20 protein-coding genes and 1 riboswitch are annotated in these 19,901 nt (G+C 72.3%); of the genes, 4 read left to right on the forward strand and 16 right to left on the reverse strand.

From position 1 onward, the window contains the following. Window positions 1-3: 3 nt before the first annotated feature. Genes OO54_RS20805 through OO54_RS20815 form a run of 3 tightly spaced genes read left to right on the forward strand, consistent with a single transcriptional unit; the run spans window position 4 to window position 3,097 of the window. Window positions 4-825 carry an STM4013/SEN3800 family hydrolase gene (locus tag OO54_RS20805; protein WP_033205151.1) on the forward strand — a complete coding sequence of 274 codons (822 nt, stop codon included), beginning with the start codon at window positions 4-6 and terminating at the stop codon, window positions 823-825. Beyond that, window positions 822-2,159, forward strand: coding sequence for an STM4012 family radical SAM protein (locus OO54_RS20810; RefSeq protein ID WP_033205100.1), 1,338 nt, complete (start codon window positions 822-824; stop codon window positions 2,157-2,159). Before OO54_RS20805 ends, OO54_RS20810 begins: the two co-directional genes overlap by 4 nt. Window positions 2,160-2,218: 59 nt before the next feature. Beyond that, window positions 2,219-3,097: an STM4011 family radical SAM protein gene (locus OO54_RS20815; protein WP_033205152.1), complete on the forward strand. Its 879-nt coding sequence runs from the start codon at window positions 2,219-2,221 to the stop codon at window positions 3,095-3,097. On the opposite strand, the gene OO54_RS20820 is transcribed toward OO54_RS20815, so the two are convergent. Together OO54_RS20820 and OO54_RS20825 are read right to left on the reverse strand one after the other, a co-directional pair. Next, a complete protein-coding gene (locus OO54_RS20820; RefSeq protein ID WP_033205102.1) occupies window positions 3,084-3,878 on the reverse strand; it encodes an SGNH/GDSL hydrolase family protein in 795 nt (264 codons plus the stop codon). The two genes, OO54_RS20815 and OO54_RS20820, sit on opposite strands and share 14 nt — an antisense overlap. A 150-nt stretch (window positions 3,879-4,028) precedes the next feature. Beyond that, window positions 4,029-5,018, reverse strand: a complete 990-nt coding sequence (locus tag OO54_RS20825) for a M23 family metallopeptidase (RefSeq protein WP_033205103.1) — start codon at window positions 5,016-5,018, stop codon at window positions 4,029-4,031. 4 nt (window positions 5,019-5,022) lie between these two features. After that, window positions 5,023-5,178: riboswitch (cyclic di-AMP (ydaO/yuaA leader) on the reverse strand. Between the two features lie 390 nt (window positions 5,179-5,568). Between OO54_RS20825 and OO54_RS20830 the strand changes: the two genes are divergently transcribed. Next, window positions 5,569-6,390 (forward strand): tyrosine-protein phosphatase, encoded by an 822-nt coding sequence (locus tag OO54_RS20830; protein WP_033205105.1) that lies wholly within the window; start codon window positions 5,569-5,571, stop codon window positions 6,388-6,390. Window positions 6,391-6,406: 16 nt separating this feature from the next. Here OO54_RS20830 and OO54_RS46440 read toward each other — a convergent pair whose 3' ends face one another. The 14 genes from OO54_RS46440 to OO54_RS20890 all read right to left on the reverse strand — a co-directional run bounded on the left by OO54_RS46440 (window position 6,407) and on the right by OO54_RS20890 (window position 19,858). After that, on the reverse strand, window positions 6,407-6,562 hold the full coding sequence (locus OO54_RS46440; protein ID WP_017236655.1) for a DUF6126 family protein: 156 nt from the start codon (window positions 6,560-6,562) through the stop codon (window positions 6,407-6,409). A 33-nt stretch (window positions 6,563-6,595) separates the two neighbouring features. Further along, the gene (locus tag OO54_RS20835) at window positions 6,596-7,225 is read right to left on the reverse strand and encodes a helix-turn-helix domain-containing protein (protein ID WP_051787053.1); all 630 of its coding nucleotides are present in this window, start codon (window positions 7,223-7,225) and stop codon (window positions 6,596-6,598) included. Window positions 7,226-7,301: 76 nt separating this feature from the next. Then, window positions 7,302-8,687, reverse strand: a complete 1,386-nt coding sequence (locus tag OO54_RS20840) for an aspartate aminotransferase family protein (RefSeq protein ID WP_033205107.1) — start codon at window positions 8,685-8,687, stop codon at window positions 7,302-7,304. A gap of 10 nt (window positions 8,688-8,697) precedes the next feature. Next, on the reverse strand, window positions 8,698-9,720 hold the full coding sequence (gene hpnH, locus OO54_RS20845) for an adenosyl-hopene transferase HpnH (protein ID WP_033205108.1): 1,023 nt from the start codon (window positions 9,718-9,720) through the stop codon (window positions 8,698-8,700). Between the two features lie 7 nt (window positions 9,721-9,727). Beyond that, window positions 9,728-10,399 carry a phosphorylase family protein gene (locus OO54_RS20850; RefSeq protein ID WP_033205109.1) on the reverse strand — a complete coding sequence of 224 codons (672 nt, stop codon included), beginning with the start codon at window positions 10,397-10,399 and terminating at the stop codon, window positions 9,728-9,730. Further along, complete coding sequence (gene shc / locus OO54_RS20855; protein WP_033205110.1) at window positions 10,399-12,384, reverse strand: squalene--hopene cyclase; 1,986 nt, start codon at window positions 12,382-12,384, stop codon at window positions 10,399-10,401. The genes OO54_RS20850 and shc overlap by 1 nt, the downstream gene beginning before the upstream one ends. Before the next feature lie 107 nt (window positions 12,385-12,491). Next, entirely contained in the window at window positions 12,492-13,592 is a 1,101-nt protein-coding gene (locus OO54_RS20860; RefSeq protein WP_200146636.1) for a polyprenyl synthetase family protein, read from the reverse strand. Then, entirely contained in the window at window positions 13,589-15,007 is a 1,419-nt protein-coding gene (gene hpnE / locus OO54_RS20865) for a hydroxysqualene dehydroxylase HpnE (RefSeq protein WP_051787060.1), read from the reverse strand. The genes OO54_RS20860 and hpnE overlap by 4 nt, the downstream gene beginning before the upstream one ends. A gap of 68 nt (window positions 15,008-15,075) precedes the next feature. Beyond that, window positions 15,076-15,222, reverse strand: coding sequence for a hypothetical protein (locus OO54_RS45905; protein ID WP_157856498.1), 147 nt, complete (start codon window positions 15,220-15,222; stop codon window positions 15,076-15,078). Further along, window positions 15,222-16,172 (reverse strand): presqualene diphosphate synthase HpnD, encoded by a 951-nt coding sequence (gene hpnD, locus OO54_RS20870; protein WP_033205112.1) that lies wholly within the window; start codon window positions 16,170-16,172, stop codon window positions 15,222-15,224. Before hpnD ends, OO54_RS45905 begins: the two co-directional genes overlap by 1 nt. Further along, the gene (hpnC, locus tag OO54_RS20875; protein WP_033205113.1) at window positions 16,169-17,080 is read right to left on the reverse strand and encodes a squalene synthase HpnC; all 912 of its coding nucleotides are present in this window, start codon (window positions 17,078-17,080) and stop codon (window positions 16,169-16,171) included. The genes hpnD and hpnC overlap by 4 nt, the downstream gene beginning before the upstream one ends. 313 nt (window positions 17,081-17,393) lie before the next feature. Continuing rightward, on the reverse strand, window positions 17,394-18,041 hold the full coding sequence (locus tag OO54_RS20880) for a TetR/AcrR family transcriptional regulator (protein WP_033205115.1): 648 nt from the start codon (window positions 18,039-18,041) through the stop codon (window positions 17,394-17,396). 109 nt (window positions 18,042-18,150) lie between these two features. Next, entirely contained in the window at window positions 18,151-18,936 is a 786-nt protein-coding gene (locus OO54_RS20885; protein ID WP_017236666.1) for an ABC transporter ATP-binding protein, read from the reverse strand. Next, window positions 18,929-19,858, reverse strand: coding sequence for an ABC transporter permease (locus OO54_RS20890; protein WP_033205116.1), 930 nt, complete (start codon window positions 19,856-19,858; stop codon window positions 18,929-18,931). Before OO54_RS20890 ends, OO54_RS20885 begins: the two co-directional genes overlap by 8 nt. Window positions 19,859-19,901: the final 43 nt, after the last annotated feature.

Raw genomic sequence — 19,901 nt, forward strand, 5'->3', positions numbered from 1 at the left:
GACATGAACGCGATCGTCGGCAGCCACGACCTGCTCCTGGTCACCCTCGACACGCTGCGGTACGACGTGGCCGTCGAGCTGGCGGCCGAGGGGCGCCTCCCGAACCTGGCCCGGCACCTGCCCGGCGGCGGCTGGGAGCGCAGGCACGCGCCCGGGAGCTTCACGTACGCCTCGCACCAGGCGATCTTCGCCGGGTTCCTGCCGACCCCGGCCGCCCCGGGTCCGCACCCCCGGCTCTTCGCGGCCCGGTTCGCGGGGAGCGAGACGACCACCGACGGGACGTACGTGCACGACACCCCCGACCTGGTGTCCGCGCTCGCCGACGAGGGCTACCGGACGGTCTGCGTCGGCGGGGTGGGCTTCTTCAACAAGCAGCCGCCGCTGGGCGCGGTGCTGCCCGGCCTCTTCCAGGAGAGCCACTGGGAGCCGTCCTTCGGCGTCGCCTCGCCGACCTCGTTCGAGTCCCAGGTCACGCGTGCCGAGGAGGTCGTCGCCGGGCTCCCCCGCGAGCGACGTCTCTTCCTCTTCGTCAACGTGTCCGCGCTGCACCAGCCCAACTGGTTCCACCTGCCCGGGGCGACCCGCGAGGCCGGCGACTCCCGGGCCACGCACGCGGCCGCCCTGGAGTACGTCGACCGGCACATCGGGCGGCTCTTCGCCGCGATGAGCAGCCGCCGGTCTTGTTTCACGATCGTCTGCTCGGACCACGGCACGGCGTACGGCGAGGACGGTCACACCGGGCACCGGCTCGGCCACGAGGTCGTGTGGACGGTGCCGTACGCCCAGTTCGTCCTGCCCGGACCCGACCGGGAGGCCGTCGCGTGAGCGCCCCCGCCCCCCGCCCGTACCGGAGCTACGTCTACGCCTACCCGCACAAGACGGCGTACCGTCCGCTCACCGGGCGTCCGGAGCTGGCCGCCCTCTGGGCCGGCGAGCCGAAGGACGCGCTGTCGCTGTACGCGCACATACCCTTCTGCGAGGTCCGCTGCGGCTTCTGCAACCTCTTCACCCGCGTCGGCGCCCCGGACGAGCTGACGACCCGCTACCTGGACGCGCTCGACCACCAGGCCACGGCCGTGCGCGAGGCCCTCGGCGACCGCGACCCGGTGCGGTTCGCCACGGCCGCCTTCGGCGGCGGCACGCCCACCTTCCTCACCGCCGCCGAGCTGGAGCGGCTGTGCGACATCGCCGAGAAGCGGATGGGGGTGGACCTGCGGGCGGTGCCGCTGTCCGTGGAGACCTCGCCCGCGACCGCTACCGCCGACCGGCTCGCCCTCCTCGCCGACCGGGGCGCGACCCGGCTGAGCATCGGGGTGCAGAGCTTCGTGGAGACCGAGGCGCGGGCGGCCGTGCGGCCGCAGCGCCGTGCCGACGTGGAGGCGGCGCTCGGCCGGATCCGGGACACCGGCGTCCCCGTGCTGAACATCGACCTGATCTACGGGATCGACGGGCAGACCGAGCGGTCCTGGCGGGTCTCCCTGGACGCGGCCCTCGCCTGGCGGCCCGAGGAGCTGTACCTCTATCCGCTGTACGTGCGCCCGCTCACCGGCCTCGGCCGGATCAAGGACCCCGCCGCCGCCGACCGCGCCTGGGACGAGCAGCGGCTGCGCCTCTACCGGTACGGCCGGGACCACCTCGTCGCGCACGGCTACGAGCAGGTGTCGATGCGCATGTTCCGCCGTGCGGACGCCGGTCCCGCCGGGCCGGACGACTACGCCTGCCAGACGGACGGCATGATCGGTCTGGGCTGCGGGGCCCGCTCGTACACCTCCGCCCTGCACTACTCCTTCGACTACGCCGTCGACATGCGCGAGGTCCGGTCGATCATCGACGTCTACACGGAGACGGAGGACTTCTCCCGCGCCGAGCACGGCTACGGGATGACCGGTCCCGAGGCCCGGCGCCGTCACCTCCTCCAGTCGCTGCTCCAGGCGGAGGGCATGCCCGTCGCCGGGTACGAGGAGCGGTTCGGCTCCTCTCCCTTCGCCGACTTCGGCCCGGACCTCGCCCGGTTCGAGGGGTACGGCTGGCTGGACGCGGACGCCCCGTCGGGGCTGCTGCGCCTGTCGCCGGAGGGCCTGGCCCACTCGGACGGGCTCGGCCCCGAGCTCTTCTCCCCCGCCGTGCGGGCCGCGATGGCCGCGTACGAGGCGAAGTAGCGGGGCCCGGCATGAACCTGACCCCGCCCGTCGGCGCGGGCCCCGTCCCGCCCTCGGCGATGGACCTGACCGTGCTCTACCGGGGCCCGCTCTCCTCCTGCGACTTCGACTGCCCGTACTGCCCGTTCGCCAAGCGGCGGGACACCCCGGAGCTGCTGCGCGCGGACCGGGCGGCGCTCGAACGGTTCACCGGATGGGCCGCCACGCAGACCGGTGACCGGCTGCGGATCCTCTTCACTCCGTGGGGCGAGGGCCTGGTGCGGTCCTGGTACCGGCGGGCGCTGGTCGGGCTGTCCCGGCTGCCGCACGTGGAGCGGGTGGCGATCCAGACCAATCTGAGCTGCCGCACCGGATGGCTCGCGGAGGCGGACCCGGAGAGCGTGGCGCTCTGGTGCACGTACCACCCCGGGCAGACCCCGTACGAGCGTTTCCTCGGCAAGTGCCGGGAGCTCGCGGAGCGGGGCGTCCGGTTCAGCGTCGGCGTGGTCGGTCTTCCCGAGCACGCCGAGGACGCCCGGCGGCTGCGCGCCGCGCTGCCGTCGCACGTCTACCTCTGGGTGAACGCGGCGGAGGGGCACGCGTACACCGACGCGGAGGCGGCGGAGTGGACGCGGATCGACCCGCTCTTCCCGTACAGCCGTCATCCGCACCGCTCGGCAGGGCTGCCCTGCCGCACAGGCGAGTCGGTGATCTCGGTGGACGGCGAGGGGACGGTGCGGCGCTGCCACTTCGTCAGGGCCGAACTGGGGAACCTGTACGACGGCTCGTACCGCGCCGCCCTGCGCCCCCGCGCCTGCCCCCTCGCCGTCTGCGACTGTCACATCGGCTACGTCCACCTGGAGACGCTGCCGCTGTACGACGTGTTCGCCGGCGGGGTCCTGGAGCGGATCCCCGCCGCCGTTCCCCCGCCGGTCCTCCCCGTGACTAGAGGGGCATGAGGTCGGGGCGCTTCGCCTCGACGTGGTCGCCGGAGCTCTCGCCCCGGAGCCGGCGGCCGATCCACGGGACCAGGTACTCCTTCGCCCAGTGGATGTCGTCCTTGCGGACCTCCAGGGGCCCCCGGGGCTGCTGCGGCGGCCACGGCTGGTCCGGGTCGGCCGGCACCGGCAGGCCGAGGACCTGGGCGGCGCGCAGGGCGACCCGGGTGTGGCCGTCGGGCGAGAGGTGCAGCCGGTCGTCGTCCCAGGCGCGCCGGTCCTGGACGGACTTCAGCGACCAGAGGTCGAGGACCGGGCAGCCGTAGCGGTCGGCGATGGCGCGGACGTGTCCGTTGTACGTGGCGATCTTGCCGCGCAGGTGCTTGAGGAGGATCACGTCGCGGGTGTCGAAGCCGGTGGTCACCATGACGGTGCCGACGGCGGAGGTCAGTTCGGCGACGGCGCGCTCGAAGCGCTCGGCCACGTCGTCGGGGTCCGTGCCGGGGCGGATGATGTCGTTCCCGCCGGCGCAGAAGGTCACCAGGTCGGGGGCGAGTTCCTTCGCCCGGGGGACCTGTTCCGCCACGATCTGGTCGAGGAGGCGCCCGCGTACGGCCAGGTTGGCGTAGCGGAAGGCGTCGTGCTCCGGCAGCTGGTCGGCGAGCAGCACCGCGAAGCGGTCCGCCCAGCCGACGTACGTCCCGCCGGGCCCGGGGTCTCCGACGCCCTCGGTGAAGCTGTCACCGATCGCCGCGTACGACCCGAATGCGTTCTTGTCTGTTGATCTCGAATCGTCTGCCACGGGAGCACATCCTTCCCGTTGGGATGTGACCTACGCGACCGTAAGGAGGGGTTGACGCCGGGTGAGATATGCCACCGATAAAGATTCTCCCAAGCCGGAATACGCCGACGGCCCGGCACGGGAGTGCCGGGCCGCCGGAAGGCGTCCGCGTCAGACGGAGACGCCGTGCTGGCGCAGGTACGCCAGCGGGTCGACGTCGGAGCCGTAGTTCGGCGAGGTCCGGATCTCGAAGTGCAGGTGCGGGCCGGTGGAGTTGCCGGTCGAGCCGGAGAGGCCGATCTGCTGGCCGCCGGTGACGGTCTGGCCGGACGAGACGGAGAGGGAGGAGAGGTGGGCGTACTGCGAGTAGTTGCCGTCGGCGTGCTGGATGACGACCTCGTTGCCGTAGGCGCCGCTCCAGCCGGCGGAGACGACCGTGCCGGCGCCGACGGCGCGGACGGTGGTGCCGGAGGAGGCGATGAAGTCGACACCGGTGTGGTAGCCGGAGGACCACATGGAGCCGGAGGCGCGGTACGGGGTGGAGAAGCCGCCGCCGGCGACGGGCGTGACCCAGCCGGAGGCGGAGGACTGCGACGACTGCGAGGTCGAGGTCTCCGAGGTGGAGGTCTCCGAGGTGGCGGCGGCCGGGGCGGAGGCGCGGGCGTCACCGCGGGAGGCGCGCTGGGTGTCGCCGTTCTTCTCCGAGTCCTGCGAGCTCTTGCCGCTCTTGGGAGCGGCGGCCTTGGGGGCGGCGCTCTTCGGGGCGGCGGGCGCGGTGCTCTTGGCGCCGAGGGTGAGCTTCATGCCGGGGAGGATCAGCGAGGGGTCGTCGCCGACGACCTGGCGGTTGTCCGCGTACAGCTTCTGCCAGCCGCCCGCGAGGTGGTGGTCGGCGGCGATCTTCGACAGGTAGTCGCCCGGGACGACGGAGTACGTCTTGGGCGCGGCCTTGGCGGCGGCGGGGGCCGCGGGGGCCTTCACCTGGGCGGCGGCGGTGACGGCCTGGCTCGGGACGGCGGCCGGGGCGGACTGCTCGGCGGCGTGGGCCCCGGTCGCGCCGAGGAGCGGGAGGGCGACGACGGCGCCACCGGTGCCGGCGACGACGAATCCACGCGTGATGGGGTTGGTCCTGGGACGGCGGTGCTTACCCTTCGCGGGCATGGCGAATTCCTCTCCGGCGCCTGCGAGGTGAGCTGTCGGGTTCGGACTGGAGATGCCCGGCCGCGTTCTCACGCGGCTTCACCCCTAGCCGTCCTGCGTCGGCGGGACCGGCGTACTTCCCGGGTCCCCCGCTCCTGCCACACATGGGTGAGTGAATTCCGGACGGTGGCAGGATTCGGCGGTCCGACCGGATTGACGGTGACGCTAGACGAGGGGGTCGGCGCGAACAAGCCACTGTTTTTCGATCACTTTCCACCGGATGTCATTCGGTTCGAATTCCGGTCACCCTGAGTGGATGACGGTCCTTCGATTTCCTTTTTGCGCACGGCAATTGCTCCGGGCCGTCGGCCACGATCCGTCACTTTTATGACGCTGCTCACGCAGCAGGGGCCATCTCGCCTTCAAACAGGGCGCGTTATGCCCAACACCTCAAATCGGACACATCGCCCATTACCGTCCGAGGGGGTGCGCCTTCACCGTCCCGCCTGGATGATTGGCCCAGGAACCGATCTCGCGTCGGGCACCCGAACGACGACACCCAGGAGCATCCGTGACGCAGCAGCTTCCGCAGGTCCCGCCCACCGAAGCGAACGAGCCCGAGCTGGCCGGGGTCCGCAACTTCCGGGATGTGGGCGGTCTGCCGACGACGGACGGGCGCGCCGTGCGCGCCGGCCGCCTGTTCCGCAGTGGCCACCTCGCCCACGCGACCGAGAGCGACGCCGCCTTCCTCGCCACGCTGGGACTGCACACCGTCTTCGACTTCCGCAACGAGGCCGACCGGAAGGTGGAGGGCGCGGACGTCGAGCTGCCCGGCGTACGGAACGTGAACATTCCGCTCAACGACCCGGCGGACGGCAAGGAGTTCTGGAAGCTGGTGCGCGACGGCGAGACCGCTCAGCTGCGGGAGATCCTCGGCGAGGGCAAGGCTGCCGCCCGAATGTCCGAGTCGTACCGGAAAATGGTGATACAGCGGACACCGGAGCACAGTCGGATCCTGCACTCGATGGCGGAGGAGAGCGTCCCCGCCCTGATGCACTGCGCGGCCGGCAAGGACCGCGCCGGGCTCTCGATCGCGATCACCCTGCTCGCCGTCGGGGTCGAGCGGGAGGCGATCGAGGCCGACTACGTGAAGTCGAACGATCCGCACCGCCGCTACAAGGTGCGCCGCAGCTCCACCTCCCCCGACGCGATGTCGCCCGAGGTGATGGAGCTGCTGAGCCCGCTGTTCGACGCGCGGGTGGAGTACCTGCGGGCCGCGTTCGAGACGATCGAGGCGACCTGGGGCACGGTGGACGCCTATCTCGCGGAGGGTCTGAAACTGGCCCCGGAGACCCGCGAGCGGCTCCGGGAGCGGCTGCTCGCGGAGGGGTGAGCCCCGGCCGCGAGTCCTACTGGTTCTGCCCGCCCAGCATGAAGAGCAGGTAGAGGAACCCGGCGAAGAGGTGGCCTGCGACCAGGTAGGCGAAGAGGCGGAGCACGAGGCCCTTGGGGAACTTGCCCTCTCCGCGCTCCTCGCCGGTGACCGGTACGGACTTCTCGGACATGTCGATCCTTTCCAGGGGAAACGTCGTGCGGGATCAGCGCAGGTGCGGGGTTCCGTCGCCGAGGCACAGATCGGCCGCGGGACTCTGCATCAGCGTGTGGACGAAGAGCAGCTCCGCGCCGCCCCGGGTGGCGGCGCCGATCCGGTGCGGGGTCAGCGAGTCGAAGTGCGCGCTGTCCCCGGGGTCGAGGACGTGGACGGCCTCGCCGAGCGCGAGCCGCACCCGCCCCTCCAGGACGTGGATCCACTCCTCGCCGGGGTGGACCCGCACGATGTCGGCCCGGGTGGCGTACGGCACGTGGACGCGCAGGCACTGGAGGGCGCGTCCGGCGCCGCCCGCCTGGCGGTAGATCCAGCCGCCGGCCTCGACGGGATCGGAGCGGTCGGCCCGGACGACGGGGTCGCGCTCGGGAGGTGCCTCGCCCAGCAGCTCGGAGACCGTCGTACCGTAGATACGGGCGAGGGCGAGCAGCATCGGCAGCGAGGGCTGCCGGTTCCCCGTCTCCAGCCGTGAGAGGTGGGCCGGCGAGAGGCCCGCGCGCTGGGCGGCGGCCTCCAGGGTCAGCCCCCGGCGGCGGCGCAGGGCCCGCAGCTGCGGGGCGACGTCGGGCAGGACGCCGGCGGTGGCGGGGTCCGGGGAGGTCTCCCCGGGGACGTGGTCCATGCGTCCATTCCGCCAGGAACGTGCCTCTGAGGCAAGTTTCTTGCCTCAGAGACAAAAGCCGGGCGATCGGCGCGCGTCAGCGCTGGGCGACCGCCTGCTTGACCAGCGTCTTCCCGAAGTCCCACATCAGCCCGCCGCCGCCGTGTGCCTCGTCCATGACCGCCGTGAAGGCGGTGACGAACCGGTCCACGTCGGCCTCGTCGATGACCAGCGGCGGGATCAGTTTGATCACCTCCAGATGGTCGCCGGAGACCTGGGTGAGGATCCGGTGCCGCTGGAGCAGCGGGACGACGACCATCTGGGCGAAGAGGCCCTTGCGGGCCGCCTGGAGCATCGTCCAGCGGCCGCGCAGCCCGAGGGAGGACGGCCGGCCGAACTCGATCCCGATCATCAGACCGCGCCCGCGGATCTCGTGCAGCAGCTCGTACCGTGGCACGAGCTCCTTCAGCCGGCCGGACAGCAGGTCGCCGGTCCTGCGGGCGTGGGCGACCGTGCCCTCGCTCTCCATGACCGACAGGACGGCGAGCCCGGCCGCCATGGCCTGCGCGTTCGACCCGAAGCTCGCCGAGTGGACCAGGACCCGGTCCATCGATGAGTACACCTTCTTGAAGATCCAGTCCTTGCCGAGGGTGGCGCCGACCGGCACGTAGCCGCCGGAGAGCGCCTTGGCGACGCAGACCAGGTCCGGCTCGACGCCCTCCTCGTGCTGGTAGGCGTAGAAGTCGCCGGTCCTGCCGAGGCCGGTCTGCACCTCGTCCGCGATGAGCAGGGCTCCGTGCCGGTGCAGCAGCTCCTGGGCGGACCTCAGGAAGCCCGGCGGCGCCTCGTGGACGCCCTTGCCCTGGATGGGCTCGACGACGAAGGCGGCCACGTCGCCACGGCGCAGCTCCCGCTCCAGGGCGTCGAGGTCACCGAGGGCGATCGCGGTGTCCGGCAGGAGCGGGTCGAAGCCCTCCCGGAAGCCCCGCTCTCCGTTGACGGAGAGGGAGCCGGTGGTGAGCCCGTGGAAGGCGTGGGAGCAGTAGAGGACCCTGGGCCGCCCGGTGGCGTACCGGGCGAACTTCAGGGCGGTCTCCACGGCCTCCGTGCCGCTGTTGCCGAAGAAGACCCGGTCGAGGTGCGGGCTGTGCGCGAGCAGCCGCTCGGCGAGCAGACCGGGGAGCGGCTGGCAGTCGAAGCGGGTGAGGTCGGCGAGCTGGGCGTCCAGGACGTCGTGGAGGGCCTTGCGGACGACGGGGTGGTGCCGCCCGAGGCCCATCACGCCGAAGCCGGCGAGCATGTCGAGGTGGTCGACGCCGTCGGCGTCCCAGAAGTGGGCGCCCTCGGCCCGCTCGTACACCTTGTCGAAGCCGATGGTGTGCAGCATGCGCGGCAGCTGGTGGTTGAGGTACTTGGCGTGCAGCTCGTAGCGCTCGCCGCCGCGCTCGTCGAGCAGCGCCCGGAGGTCGAACTCCCCGCTCATGCCGGCCGCCTCACCCGTTGTTCCCGGAGACCGTCTCCCTGACCGCGCGCAGGGACTCCTTGAGGGAGCCCATGGTGGCGAGGACGGCGGTGGGTTCGTAGCCGCAGTGCGCCATGCAGTTGGCGCAGCGCGGGTCCTTGCCCCGGCCGTACTTGTCCCAGTCGGTCTCCTCGACGAGTTCGCGGTACGTGGGGACGTAGCCGTCGCTCATCAGATAGCAGGGGCGCTGCCAGCCGAAGAGGGAGTAGTTGGGAATGGCCCAGGCGGTGCAGGGGAAGTCGGCCTTTCCTTCCAGGAAGTCCAGGAAGAGCGGCGAGTGGTTGAGCCGCCAGCGGCGCCTGTTCCCTCCGGCGAAGGCCTTCTTGAAGAGTTCCCTGGTCTGCTCGACGCCGAGGAAGTGCTCCTGGTCGGGAGCCTTCTCGTAGGCATAGGCGGGCGAGATCATCATTTCGTCGACCTGGAGGTCGTCGTTGAGGAAATTGAGCACCTCGATGATGGTCTGCGGGGTGTCGGTGTTGAAGAAGGTCGAATTGGTGGTGACCCGGAAGCCGCGCCGCTTGGCCTCCTTGATCGCCGCCACCGCCTCGTCGAACACGCCTTCCTTGGCGACGGATTCGTCGTGCCGTTCGCGCAGGCCGTCGATGTGCACGGCGAAGGCGAAGTACGGGGAGGGGGTGAAGTTCTCCAGCTTCTTGCGCAGCAGCAGCGCGTTGGTGCAGAGGAAGACGTACTTGCGGCGATCCACCAGCTGGCGCACGATCTCGTGGATCTGGGGGTGCATCAGCGGCTCACCACCGGCGATGGACACCATCGGCGCACCGGACTCGAGGACCGCGCCGACCGCCTGGGCGACCGGCATGCGCTGTTTGAGGACACCCGCCGGGTGCTGGATCTTCCCGCAGCCCTCGCACTTGAGGTTGCAGGCGTAGAGCGGCTCCAGCTCGACGATCAGCGGGAACTTGTCCCGCTTGCGGAGCTTCTGTTCGAAGAGGTAGGTCCCGACCCGGATGGACTGACGGAGCGGCATGGCCATAACTCGTTCACCTCCTGGGGAGCAGCAAAGAACGGTGCCATTCGAAGAACGCGGGAAGGACGGCACGAAGGACGCGGAAGGCTGATATTCCCCCGCGTACCGTGCCGATCCGGACCAGTTCATGTTCCGGAGCGTCCACGACCACCCGGACGGCCGCAACCGGGCGGGCGTCCGGCCCGTCCCCGGACGCGTCCGCGGTCCGGGCGGTGCGGAGCGTGGCGGCGGACTCCATGTCGACGGCGATCGCACCGCCGGCCCGCAGCGCGGTCCGCTCGGGGCCGCGGACCACGTGGTCGGAGCCGGTCAGCGGCCCGGTGTGCACGGCCCGCCCGGGCACCGCCTTGGCGAGGGCCTTCACCAGGAGGTCGGTGCCGGTGCAGAGCGTGGTGCCGTCCGGCCCCCGGGTCTCGTCGGCGACGATCAGGTCGCCCGGGTGCATGCCGGGGGCCAGTCCCGCGCAGAACCCCGAGGCGATGACGGCGGCGTCCCGCCACCGCTCCTCGCCGAGGGCCCGGGACACGGCCCGGCGGGCCCGGTCCGGTCCCATGCCGGTGCGCAGCACGGTCACCTGGCCGGGGGCGCCGCCGCGGTCCCCGCTGCGCAGGGCGAACTGCTCGATGCCGAGCGCGCAGGCGATCAGCAGCGGCGGCGCGCCGCCGGAGCCCGGTTCGCGGCCCATCAGCGCTCCTTCCGGGGCGCGGGCTCCCCGTGCACGTACCGCCCGAGCGCGGTGAGCGGGAACACCTGCCGGTACAGGTGGTAGTTGATGGAGAAGTCCCAGGGGAAGCCGGTGCCGGTGAAGTACGGCTCGTCCCAGGAGCCGTCCTCGCGCTGGGTCCCGGTCAGCCAGGCGACGCCGCGGCGGACGGGTTCGGAGTCGCGCTGCCCGGCGGCGAGGAGGGCGATGAGGGCCCAGGCGGTCTGGGAGGCGGTGGAGGGGCCGCGCCCGACCCATTCCTCCTCCTGGTACGAGCGGAGGTCCTCGCCCCAGCCGCCGTCGTCGTTCTGCACGGACCCGAGCCATGCGACGGCCCGCCGGATCGCCGGGTGGGCCGGGGGCAGCCCGGCGGCGGCGAGGGCGGGGAGCACCGAGCCCGTGCCGTACACGTGGTTGACGCCCCAGCGGCCGAACCAGGCGCCGTTGGGCTCCTGTGCGGCGAGCAGCCACTCGATTCCCCGACGGGTGCGGGGGTGGTCGACCCGGCCCTCGTGGGCGAGCATCTCCACCACGTGCGCGGTGACGTCGGCGGAGGGCGGGTCGATGACCTCGCCGAAGTCGCAGAACGGCAGCTTGTTGGGGAAGGGGCTGGTGTTGTCGGCGTCGAAGGCGGCCCAGCCGCCGTCCCGCGACTGCATGCCGAGCGTCCAGCGCGCGCCCCGTGCGACGGCCGCCTCGACCCGCGCGGGGTCGGGGTGCTCCACCCGGCGCAGCGCGAGCACCACTTCGGCGGTGTCGTCGATGTCGGGGTAGTTGTCGTTGTGGAACTCGAACGCCCAGCCGCCCGGCGGCAGTCCGGGGCGGCGCACCGCCCAGTCCCCCGGTCTGGTGATCTCCTCGTCGAGCATCCAGTCGACGGCCTTGACGAGCGCCGGGTGGTCGGGGCGGAGGCCCGCGTCGGCGAGCGCGATGGTGGCGAGGCAGGTGTCCCAGACGGGTGACTGGCAGGCCTCGATCATGCGGGAGCCGTCCTCGCGCCGGACGGCGAACCGGTCGAGCGACTCCAGGCCGGCCCGCATGACGGGGTGCCCGAGGTCGTAACCGAGGAGGTGGAGGGCGATGATCGAGTAGACGGCCGGGGGCTGGATGCCGCCCCAGCAGCCGTCGTTCTCCTGACGTTCGACGATCCAGCGCGCGGCGACCTTCATGGCCGTCCCGCGCAGCGCGCGCGGCGCCATCCGGTGGTAGACGTGCAGCGCCTTGTCGAGCCGCTGGAACAGCCCGTCCCAGCCCGTCGCGGGGGCGAGGGGCCGCGGCGGGTTCGGCCGGGCCGGGTCGGTGTGCAGTTCGTCGAGCGGGAAGGGCGCGGGGCGGACCGGGCGCTTCGCGGAGACGACGGTGAGCGGCACGATCGTCTGCCGGGCCCAGCAGCCGAAGTCGTAGATGTTGAGCGGGAACCACTTCGGCAGGAAGAGCAGCTCCGGGGGCAGTTCGGGCAGGTCCTCCCAGCGCCACCAGCCGAAGAGGGCGAGCCAGATCCGGGTGAAAACCCGTGCGGCGGCGATCCCGCCCCTGGCGCGGACCCAGGCGGCGGCCCGGGCCATGTGCGGGGCCTCGGGCGGGTCTCCGGCGAGGCGGAGCGCCACGTAGGCCTCGACGGTGGCGGAGAGCTCACCCGGCCCGCCGTAGAAGGTCGCCCAGGCGCCGTCCTCGCCCTGTTCCCGGCGGATGTGGAGGGCCGACGCCCGGGTGGTGTCGGCGTCCAGGATGCCCAGGAACTGGCGGAGGAGGAGGTCCTCGGCGTCCATGGTGACGTTGGTCTCCAGGTCGCCCTTCCACCAGCCCGCCGGATCCTGGCGGGCGAGCAGGTGCTCGACGGCCCGTTCCGCGGCCCGCGCGGCGGTCTCGTCGAGGCCCGGCGCCGAGGCGTCGGTGTCGTGCGTCGTGCTGGCCGCGGCCGCCCGGGGGCCTACGGCCCCGGCGCTTCCGTCGGTCGTCGCTGTCATGGCTTCCCCTTTGCGCAGTCGGATTCTTCTGCTTCTACGGGTCTGCCGTCGGCCGGCGCCGGATGGCACCGGCCGGCGACCGCGAACTCATATCAGGGTGATGGTGATCATCTCTTCCGTACGACCACGAAGTCGGCCAGGGCGGTGAGCTGCGCCCGCACCTGGGCGGGCATGTCCACCTCGTTCAGCGCCTGGATCGCGACGGCGTGCTGGCGGCGGGCCTCCTGGGAGGTCCACTCGCGTCCTCCGGCCTCCTCGATGAGGGCGGCCCGGAAGGCGAACTCCTCCTCGGAGAAGGTGTCGAAGTCGTTGGACTTGGCGTCGGCGGCGAGCAGCTCGCCGAGCCGCTCCGAGGCCTCGCCGCCGGCGGCGAGGGCCGCGACGACGGGGAGGGACTTCTTGCGCTGGCGCAGGTCGCTCCAGGTCTGCTTGCCGGTGGCCTCCGGGTCGCCCCAGATGCCGAGGAGGTCGTCGACGGCCTGGAAGGCGAGGCCGAGGTGGTAGCCGTACTCCTCCAGCTTGTCGGCGGTGCGCTCGTCGGCGCCACCGAGGACGGCGCCGATGGAGACGGCGCAGGCGAGCAGGGCGCCCGTCTTGTTGCCCTCCATCTCCAGGCACTCCTCGACGGTGACCCGCTCGCGGTGCTCGTAGGAGATGTCCTGGGCCTGCCCGTCGATGAGCTTGCGGCTGGCCGTGGTGAGCCGGCGGGTGGCCCGCCCGGCCTCGACGGTGCCGAGTTCGAGCAGGATCTCGTTGGCGAGGGCGAAGAGCGCGTCGCCGACGAGGATGGCCTGCGCGGGCCCGTGCACCTTCCACACGGTGTCGCGGTGGCGGCGCTGCTCGTCGCCGTCCATCAGGTCGTCATGGAGCAGCGAGAAGTTGTGGACGAGTTCCACGGCGACGGCGCCGGGGATCCCGATCTCGGGCGCGGCGCCCGCGGCCTCGGCCGACAGCAGGGCGAGCGCGGGGCGGACGGCCTTGCCGCCGTCGCCGTCGGCGGGGTTGCCCTGGGCGTCGATCCAGCCGAAGTGGTAGGCGGCCACGGTGTCCATGGGCGACGCGAGGCGGTCGACGGCCGCCCGCAGTACGGGGGTGGACAGGGTCCGCCCCCGCTCCAGCAGTGCGGACACGTCCGCGGTGTCGACGGCCGGATTACCCGGCGGCACAGTCGGCACGGTCTCTCCTCTTGTTCCGGTACTCACACTCATGCCGCCTCCTGTAGCGGATGGTCGTGGCGGCGGCCGAAGGCGGAGAGCGCGGCGCCCGCGGCGCTGAAACCGCTGCGGACGGCGCCCTCCATGGTCGCGGGCCAGCCGGTGGCGGTCCAGGCCCCGGCCAGGTAGAGGCCCGGCGCCCCGGTGCGGGCGCCGGGGCGCAGCCGGCCGACGCCCGGGGTGGGGGCGAACGTGGCCGTCCGCTCCCTGGTGACGAAGAAATCGCGGATCCCCGCGCCGCGGGCGGCGGGCAGCAGCCGCTCCAGCTCGGGGAGGTACTTCTCGCGCAGGGCGGCGACGGGCTCGTCGATCTCGTCCTGCGCGGCGGACTGGGAGATGGCGAGGTACTGGCCACCGCCGGTCAGTCCGGAGGAGTCGGTGCGGTCGAAGACCCACTGCACCGGGGAGCCGAGGGTGGTGAAGAAGGGCCGCTTCAGCACCTTGCGGTCGTAGACGACGTGCAGGTTGAGGATGGGCGCGGTGGCGATGTCGAGGAGCCGGTCGGGGTCGTCGAGGGCGCCCTCGGGCAGCAGGCCGTGGGTCTCCTGCTGCGGCACGGCGAGGACGACCGCGTCCGCCGTGATCGTCTCGCCGGGTACGTCGACGGCCCAACGCCCGTCGTCGGTACGGGAGATCCGCTCGGCCTTGGTGCGGAGCGCGGTGCGGACGCCGAGGGCGTCGAGCTCCTTCGCGGCCCGGGTGTCGTGGAGTTCGCCGAGAGGGACGTGCGCCCAGCCGATGTCGGCGGCGCCGGGCTCGGAGAGCAGGCCGGTCTTGAAGACCATCGCGGCGAGCCCCATGGAGGCCTGCGGGGCGGGCGCGTTGAGGGTGGGGATGCCGACGAGGTCCCACAGCGCCTCGACGGCCCGCGGGGACTGTCCGTGCCGGCCGAGCCAGGTGGCGAAGTCGATGCCGTCGAGCGCCGGGTCGGCGGGGTCCAGCTTCTTCAGGGCGAGCGCGGCCCGTCCGACCGAGGCCCGCTCCGCGAGGGACAGGTGCGGGTACGTGGCGAGGCTGCGCGCGAGGTGCAGCGGTACGGGAAGGCCGTCGCGGCGGATCCTGCCGAGCCGCGGCCCGCGGGGGTGACCGACGTCGAGGACGGGCACGTCGAGCCGGTCCTGGAGGGGGGCGAGCCGGGCCCCGTCGATGCGGTCGAGGAACCACCGGTAGGCGGTGCAGCAGCGCAGGTAGACGTGCTGACCGTTGTCGACGGTCAGCTCGCCGCGCCGGAAGGAGAAGGCGAGGCCGCCGAGCCGGGGCCTGCCTTCGAGCAGGGTGACGCGGACGCCCGCGTCGGCGAGCTGGAGCGCCGCGGTGATCCCGGCCAGTCCGCCGCCGACGACCACGGCGTGCCGTCTCCGGTCGCCGCCCGCGCCGGACCGCGCGTCGCCGGGGCGGCCGGCGCGAATGGCCGGCTCGGTGCCCACGGCCGGCGCGTCGGTGTCCGGCAGGGCGTTCCGCTCGGTTCCGTCGGTCGTCACACGGCCTCCGTTCGGGTCGTCACGGGCGGGATCGGCGCGGACGGGTGCGTCCCGGGCGCGGCCGTGCCGGGTGCGGCCGCCCCCGGCAGGGACGCCGGAGCGGCGTCGGGGGTTGCCCGGCGGGCGGAGGCGTACGGGCTCATCAGGCGCGCCTCCTGACCGTCCGTCGGGCGATGTGGCGGGTGTCGAGGCCGGACAGGCCGCGGACCGCGACGTACGCCTTCTCCCGGCCCGGCAGCGAGACGCGGCCGCGCAGCACGGCCTCGGGGTCGCGCTCGATCCGGTCGAGGAGGCGCCGGTAGATGCCGGCCATGGCCGCGACGCAGGCGCCGCTGCGCCGGTCGAGCATGGGGAGCAGCCGGTAGCCCTCCGCGAACAGGGCGCGGGCGCGCCGCACTTCGAAGTGGACGAGCCCGGCGAAGTCGGAGCCTTCGGGCATCGTGTCGCTGCCGAAGCCGTCCCCGCAGCCGAACTTGGCGAGGTCGTCGGAGGGCAGGTAGGTGCGGCCGTTGCCGGCGTCCTCGCGTACGTCCCGGAGGATGTTGGTGAGTTGGAGCGCGAGGCCGAGGGTGTCGGCGTACTCGGGGGCCCGGTCGGCGCCCGTGGCGCCGGGCTGGGTGCCGAAGACGCCGAGGGAGATCCGTCCGATCGCGCCCGCGACGCACCGGCAGTAGACCTTGAGGTCGTCCCAGGTCTCGTAGGTCGCGCCGCGCACGTCCATGAGGACGCCGTCGATGAGTTCGTCGAGCCCGCCGAGCGGGATGGGGAAGCGCCGGGCCGAGTCGGCGAGCGCGACGGCGACCGGGTCGGTGTCGTCCTCGTCGACCTCTCCCGCGCGCACCCGGTCGAGCAGGACCCGGGTGGCCTCGAGCCGCTCCCGCTTGGCCTCGGGCGCGAGCGTGCCGTCGCCGATGTCGTCGACCCGCCTGGAGAAGGCGTACAGCGCGGACATCGCCTGACGCTTCTCGGTCGGCAGCAGCCGGATCCCGTAGGCGAAGTTGCGGGCCTGCTGCCCGGTGACCGCCTCGCAGTAGCTGTAGGCGGCCTGTACCGGTGCGGACGGCTGGGGCTGTGCCTCCACGGTCGCGCTCACCCCTCTTTCCGCGCCCGGAGCAGAACCGCTCCCGCCTGGCGCATCAGGCTCGGCTTGGTGGCCTTCGGTGGGCCGCTGAGTACGTCGAATCCGGCGTCGGTGATCGCGTCGAGCGCCGCGAGTCCGCCGGCGGTGAATCCGGCGAGCAGGAGGCGGAGCCGGCCGTCGACGCTGCCGATGAGCGGGGTGCCCGCGTGGAGCAGCGTGCGGGCCCGCTCGGCCTCGAAGGCGATCAGGGCGCGGACGGAGGCCCCCGCGGTCGGCCGCGCGAGGTCGCCCTCGGTGACGTGGAAGCGCTTGAGGTCCTCGGCGGGGAGGTAGATCCGGTCGCGGCCGAGGTCCTCGGCGACGTCCTGGAGGTGTTCGACGATCTGGAGGGCGGTGCAGATCTCGTCGGAGCGCCGGATCCGCTCGGGCGTCTCGGTGCCGGTGATGCCGAGGACGAGCCGGCCGACGGTGTTCGCGGAGAGCTCGCAGTACGCGAGGAGGTCGTCGTACGTCTCGTAGCGGCGGACCAGCTGGTCCTGGCGGTTGGCCGCGATCAGGCCGAGGAAGGGCTCGGGGGCGAGCCCGCACCGCCGTACGGTCGGCTGGAGCGCGCGCAGCAGCGGGTGGCGGGGCGTTCCGTCGAAGACGCGGTGGAGGTCGGTCTCGAAGGCGTCGAGGAGGGCGAGCCGGTCCTCGGCCCGCTCGGGGTCCACGCCGAGGTGCCGGGCGTCGGCGCCGCCGGGGGCGAGGTCGCCGTCGCCGATGTCGTCGACCAGGCGGGCGAAGCCGTAGACCGCCATGAGGTCGTCGCGCCAGGCGCGGGGCAGGAAGAAGGGGGCCACGGGGAAGTTCTCGTCCGCGGCCTTGCCGAGTGTGGCGCGCGAGGAGGCGTCGGGGCGCGCCTGCCGGGTGTCCGTCACAGGTCACTGCCCGACGGAGGGACGGCGACACCCTCGTGGAGCTGGAGATTCTGCGTCATGGCCGTCACGTCTCCCGTTCTACACTGCGGATCCAATCCATCCTATTTCGGACACGCCGCCGACCCCTGCCCGTAGAGCCGCCGCCCGGAGGCCCGATGGCGGTGGGGAATGGCCCTACTTGCCGCGAATCAGACCGGTCCAGCTTACGTTGTACGACGACCGTCGCCATTCCGGGGTGGCCGACGCCCGGCGCCCCATTCGTACGAGGCGTCAACCTCGCTGCACCACAAGGGAGTTCGGCGCGAGGCGAGGGTCAGGGGATGCGGGCGCCGGTGACGACCATGGCGAGGGTGGTCTCGACGACGGCGTTCCTGCGCTGGGCGGGAAGGCGTCGAAGCGGGCCGTCGAGCAGCAGAAGTGACAGTCCGTGAACGGCCGACCACGCAGCGGCGCCGGCGGACGGGCGGACGTCCCGGCGCGGGGCGCCCGCCCTGGCGAGCGCGTCGAGGGCCTCCCCGAACAGGGTGAACGCCCGGATCTCGGGCTCGGGCATCCGGCACTCCGGCGCCGACTCGTCCGGGCCGGCCTGGCGGACCACGCAGAACGCGGCCCGGTACAGGCCCGGCTGCGCCACGGCGAAGCCGACGTACCCCCGGCAGAGCGCCGCCAGCCGGCGTTCGGCCGCGAGGGCCGGGTCGTCGGCACCGGGCTCGCGGGCGGCCGCCCGCTCCATGGAGTCGGCGAGGGCCCGCTGGGCGTGGGTCTTGACGGTGCGGAGCAGTTCGCCCCGTCCGTCGAAGTGCCGGTAGGCGGCGGTGGGCGAGACGCCGACCCGGCGGGCCGCCTCGCGCAGGACGACCCGTTCGGGGCCTCCCTCCGTGGCGAGGTCGACGGCCGCGCAGATCAGCGCGTTGCGCAGATCGCCGTGGTGGTAGGTCTTGCCTCCCGAGATCGCTGCCATGCGCTCATCCTGCCCGATGTTGACCGCATGAACATTCCGGGCGGGTCGCGACGCGCGGAAAACGGAAGAGCCCCTACCGGATGTCTCCGGCAGGGGCTCGTGGCGGGACTCAGCGCGCGGTCTCCCGCTCGTACGCCTTGAGGACCTCGTCCGTCGGGCCGTCCATCAGGAGCTGGCCCTTCTCCAGCCAGAGCACCCGGTCGCAGGTGTCCCGGATGGACTTGTTGCTGTGGCTCACCAGGAAGACCGTGCCGGCCTCCTTGCGGAGCTCGCGGATGCGCTCCTCGGAGCGGATCTGGAACTTGCGGTCACCGGTCGCCAGGGCCTCGTCGATGAGGAGGACGTCGTGGTTCTTGGCGGCCGCGATGGCGAAGCGGAGCCGGGCGCCCATGCCGGAGGAGTACGTGCGCATGGGCAGGCTGATGAAGTCGCCCTTCTCGTTGATGCCGGAGAAGTCGACGATCCCCTGGTAGCGGTCGCGCACCTCCTCGCGGCTCATGCCCATGGCGAGGCCGCCCAGGATCACGTTGCGCTCGCCGGTGAGGTCGTTCATCAGGGCCGCGTTGACGCCCAGGAGCGAGGGCTGGCCGTCGGTGAAGACCTTGCCGCTCTCGGTGGGGAGCAGGCCCGCGATGGCGCGCAGCAGCGTGGACTTGCCGGAGCCGTTCGAGCCGATGAGGCCGATGGCCTCGCCGCGGTAGGCGGTGAAGCTGACGCCGCGGACCGCGTGGACCTTGCGGACGCCCCGGCTGACCTCGGCCTTGCCCTTGCCCACGATCCGGCTGAGCGCCGCGGTGGCGCTGCCCTTGCCGCCGCCACCGGCGTTGACCCGGTAGACGATGTGGACCTCGTCGCAGATGACGGTGGGAACGTGGGAGTCGTTTCGGTCAGCCACGGCCGTACCTCTCCTCGGCCTTCCAGAAGTAGACGAAACCGCCGATGCCGAAGACCAGGGCCCAGCCGAGGGCGGTCATCCAGACGTGCGACGGCAGGTTCTCGGCGCCGTAGCCCTCGATCAGCGAGTAGCGGATGAGGTCCATGTAGACGGCCGCCGGGTTGTACATGAGGACGTCGGCGATCCACGCGGGCTTGTCGGCCAGCATCGCGGGGATCGAGAACATGACGCCCGACGCATACATCCAGGTGCGCATGACGAACGGCATCAGCTGGGCGAGGTCGGGCGTCTTGGCACCCATCCTCGCCATGATCATGGCCAGGCCGATGTTGAACACGAACTGCAGGAACAGCGCGGGGACCATCAGCACCCAGCGGAGCGAGGGGTAGCTGCCGAAGGAGATCGCGACCGCCACCAGCACGATCATCGAGAACAGCAGCTGCTGGAGCTGCTGGAGCGAGAAGGAGATGGGCAGCGTGGCGCGTGGGAAGTGCAGGGCCCGGACGAGACCCAGGTTTCCGGAGATCGCCCGGACTCCCGCCATCACGGAGTTCTGGGTGAAGGTGAACACGAAGATGCCGGTGACCAGGAACGGGATGTAGACGTCCTTGGACAGCCCCTTCCCGGCACCGAGGATCAGCCCGAAGATCAGGTAGTAGACCAGGGCGTTCAGGAGCGGGGTCGCCACCTGCCACACCTGGCCCAGCTTCGCCTGGCTGTACTGGGCGGTCAGCTTGGCCGAGGAGAACGCCACGATGAAGTGGCGGCGGCTCCACAGGTCGCGGACGTACTCGAGGAGTCCGGGCCGGGCACCACTGACCGACAGGCCGTACTTCGCGGCCAGCGCGGCCGAGGACAGGCCCTCGTCGACGGACGGAGGCGCGCTCGTCGCGACCGCCCCGCCCTGGTGTGTGTCACTCACAGTCGAAACTTTCGTGTGCAAGATGCGCGGCACGTCGGGTACC

Origin of the sequence: Streptomyces wedmorensis (assembly GCF_000716445.1) — a bacterium.
GTDB lineage: Bacteria > Actinomycetota > Actinomycetes > Streptomycetales > Streptomycetaceae > Streptomyces > Streptomyces wedmorensis.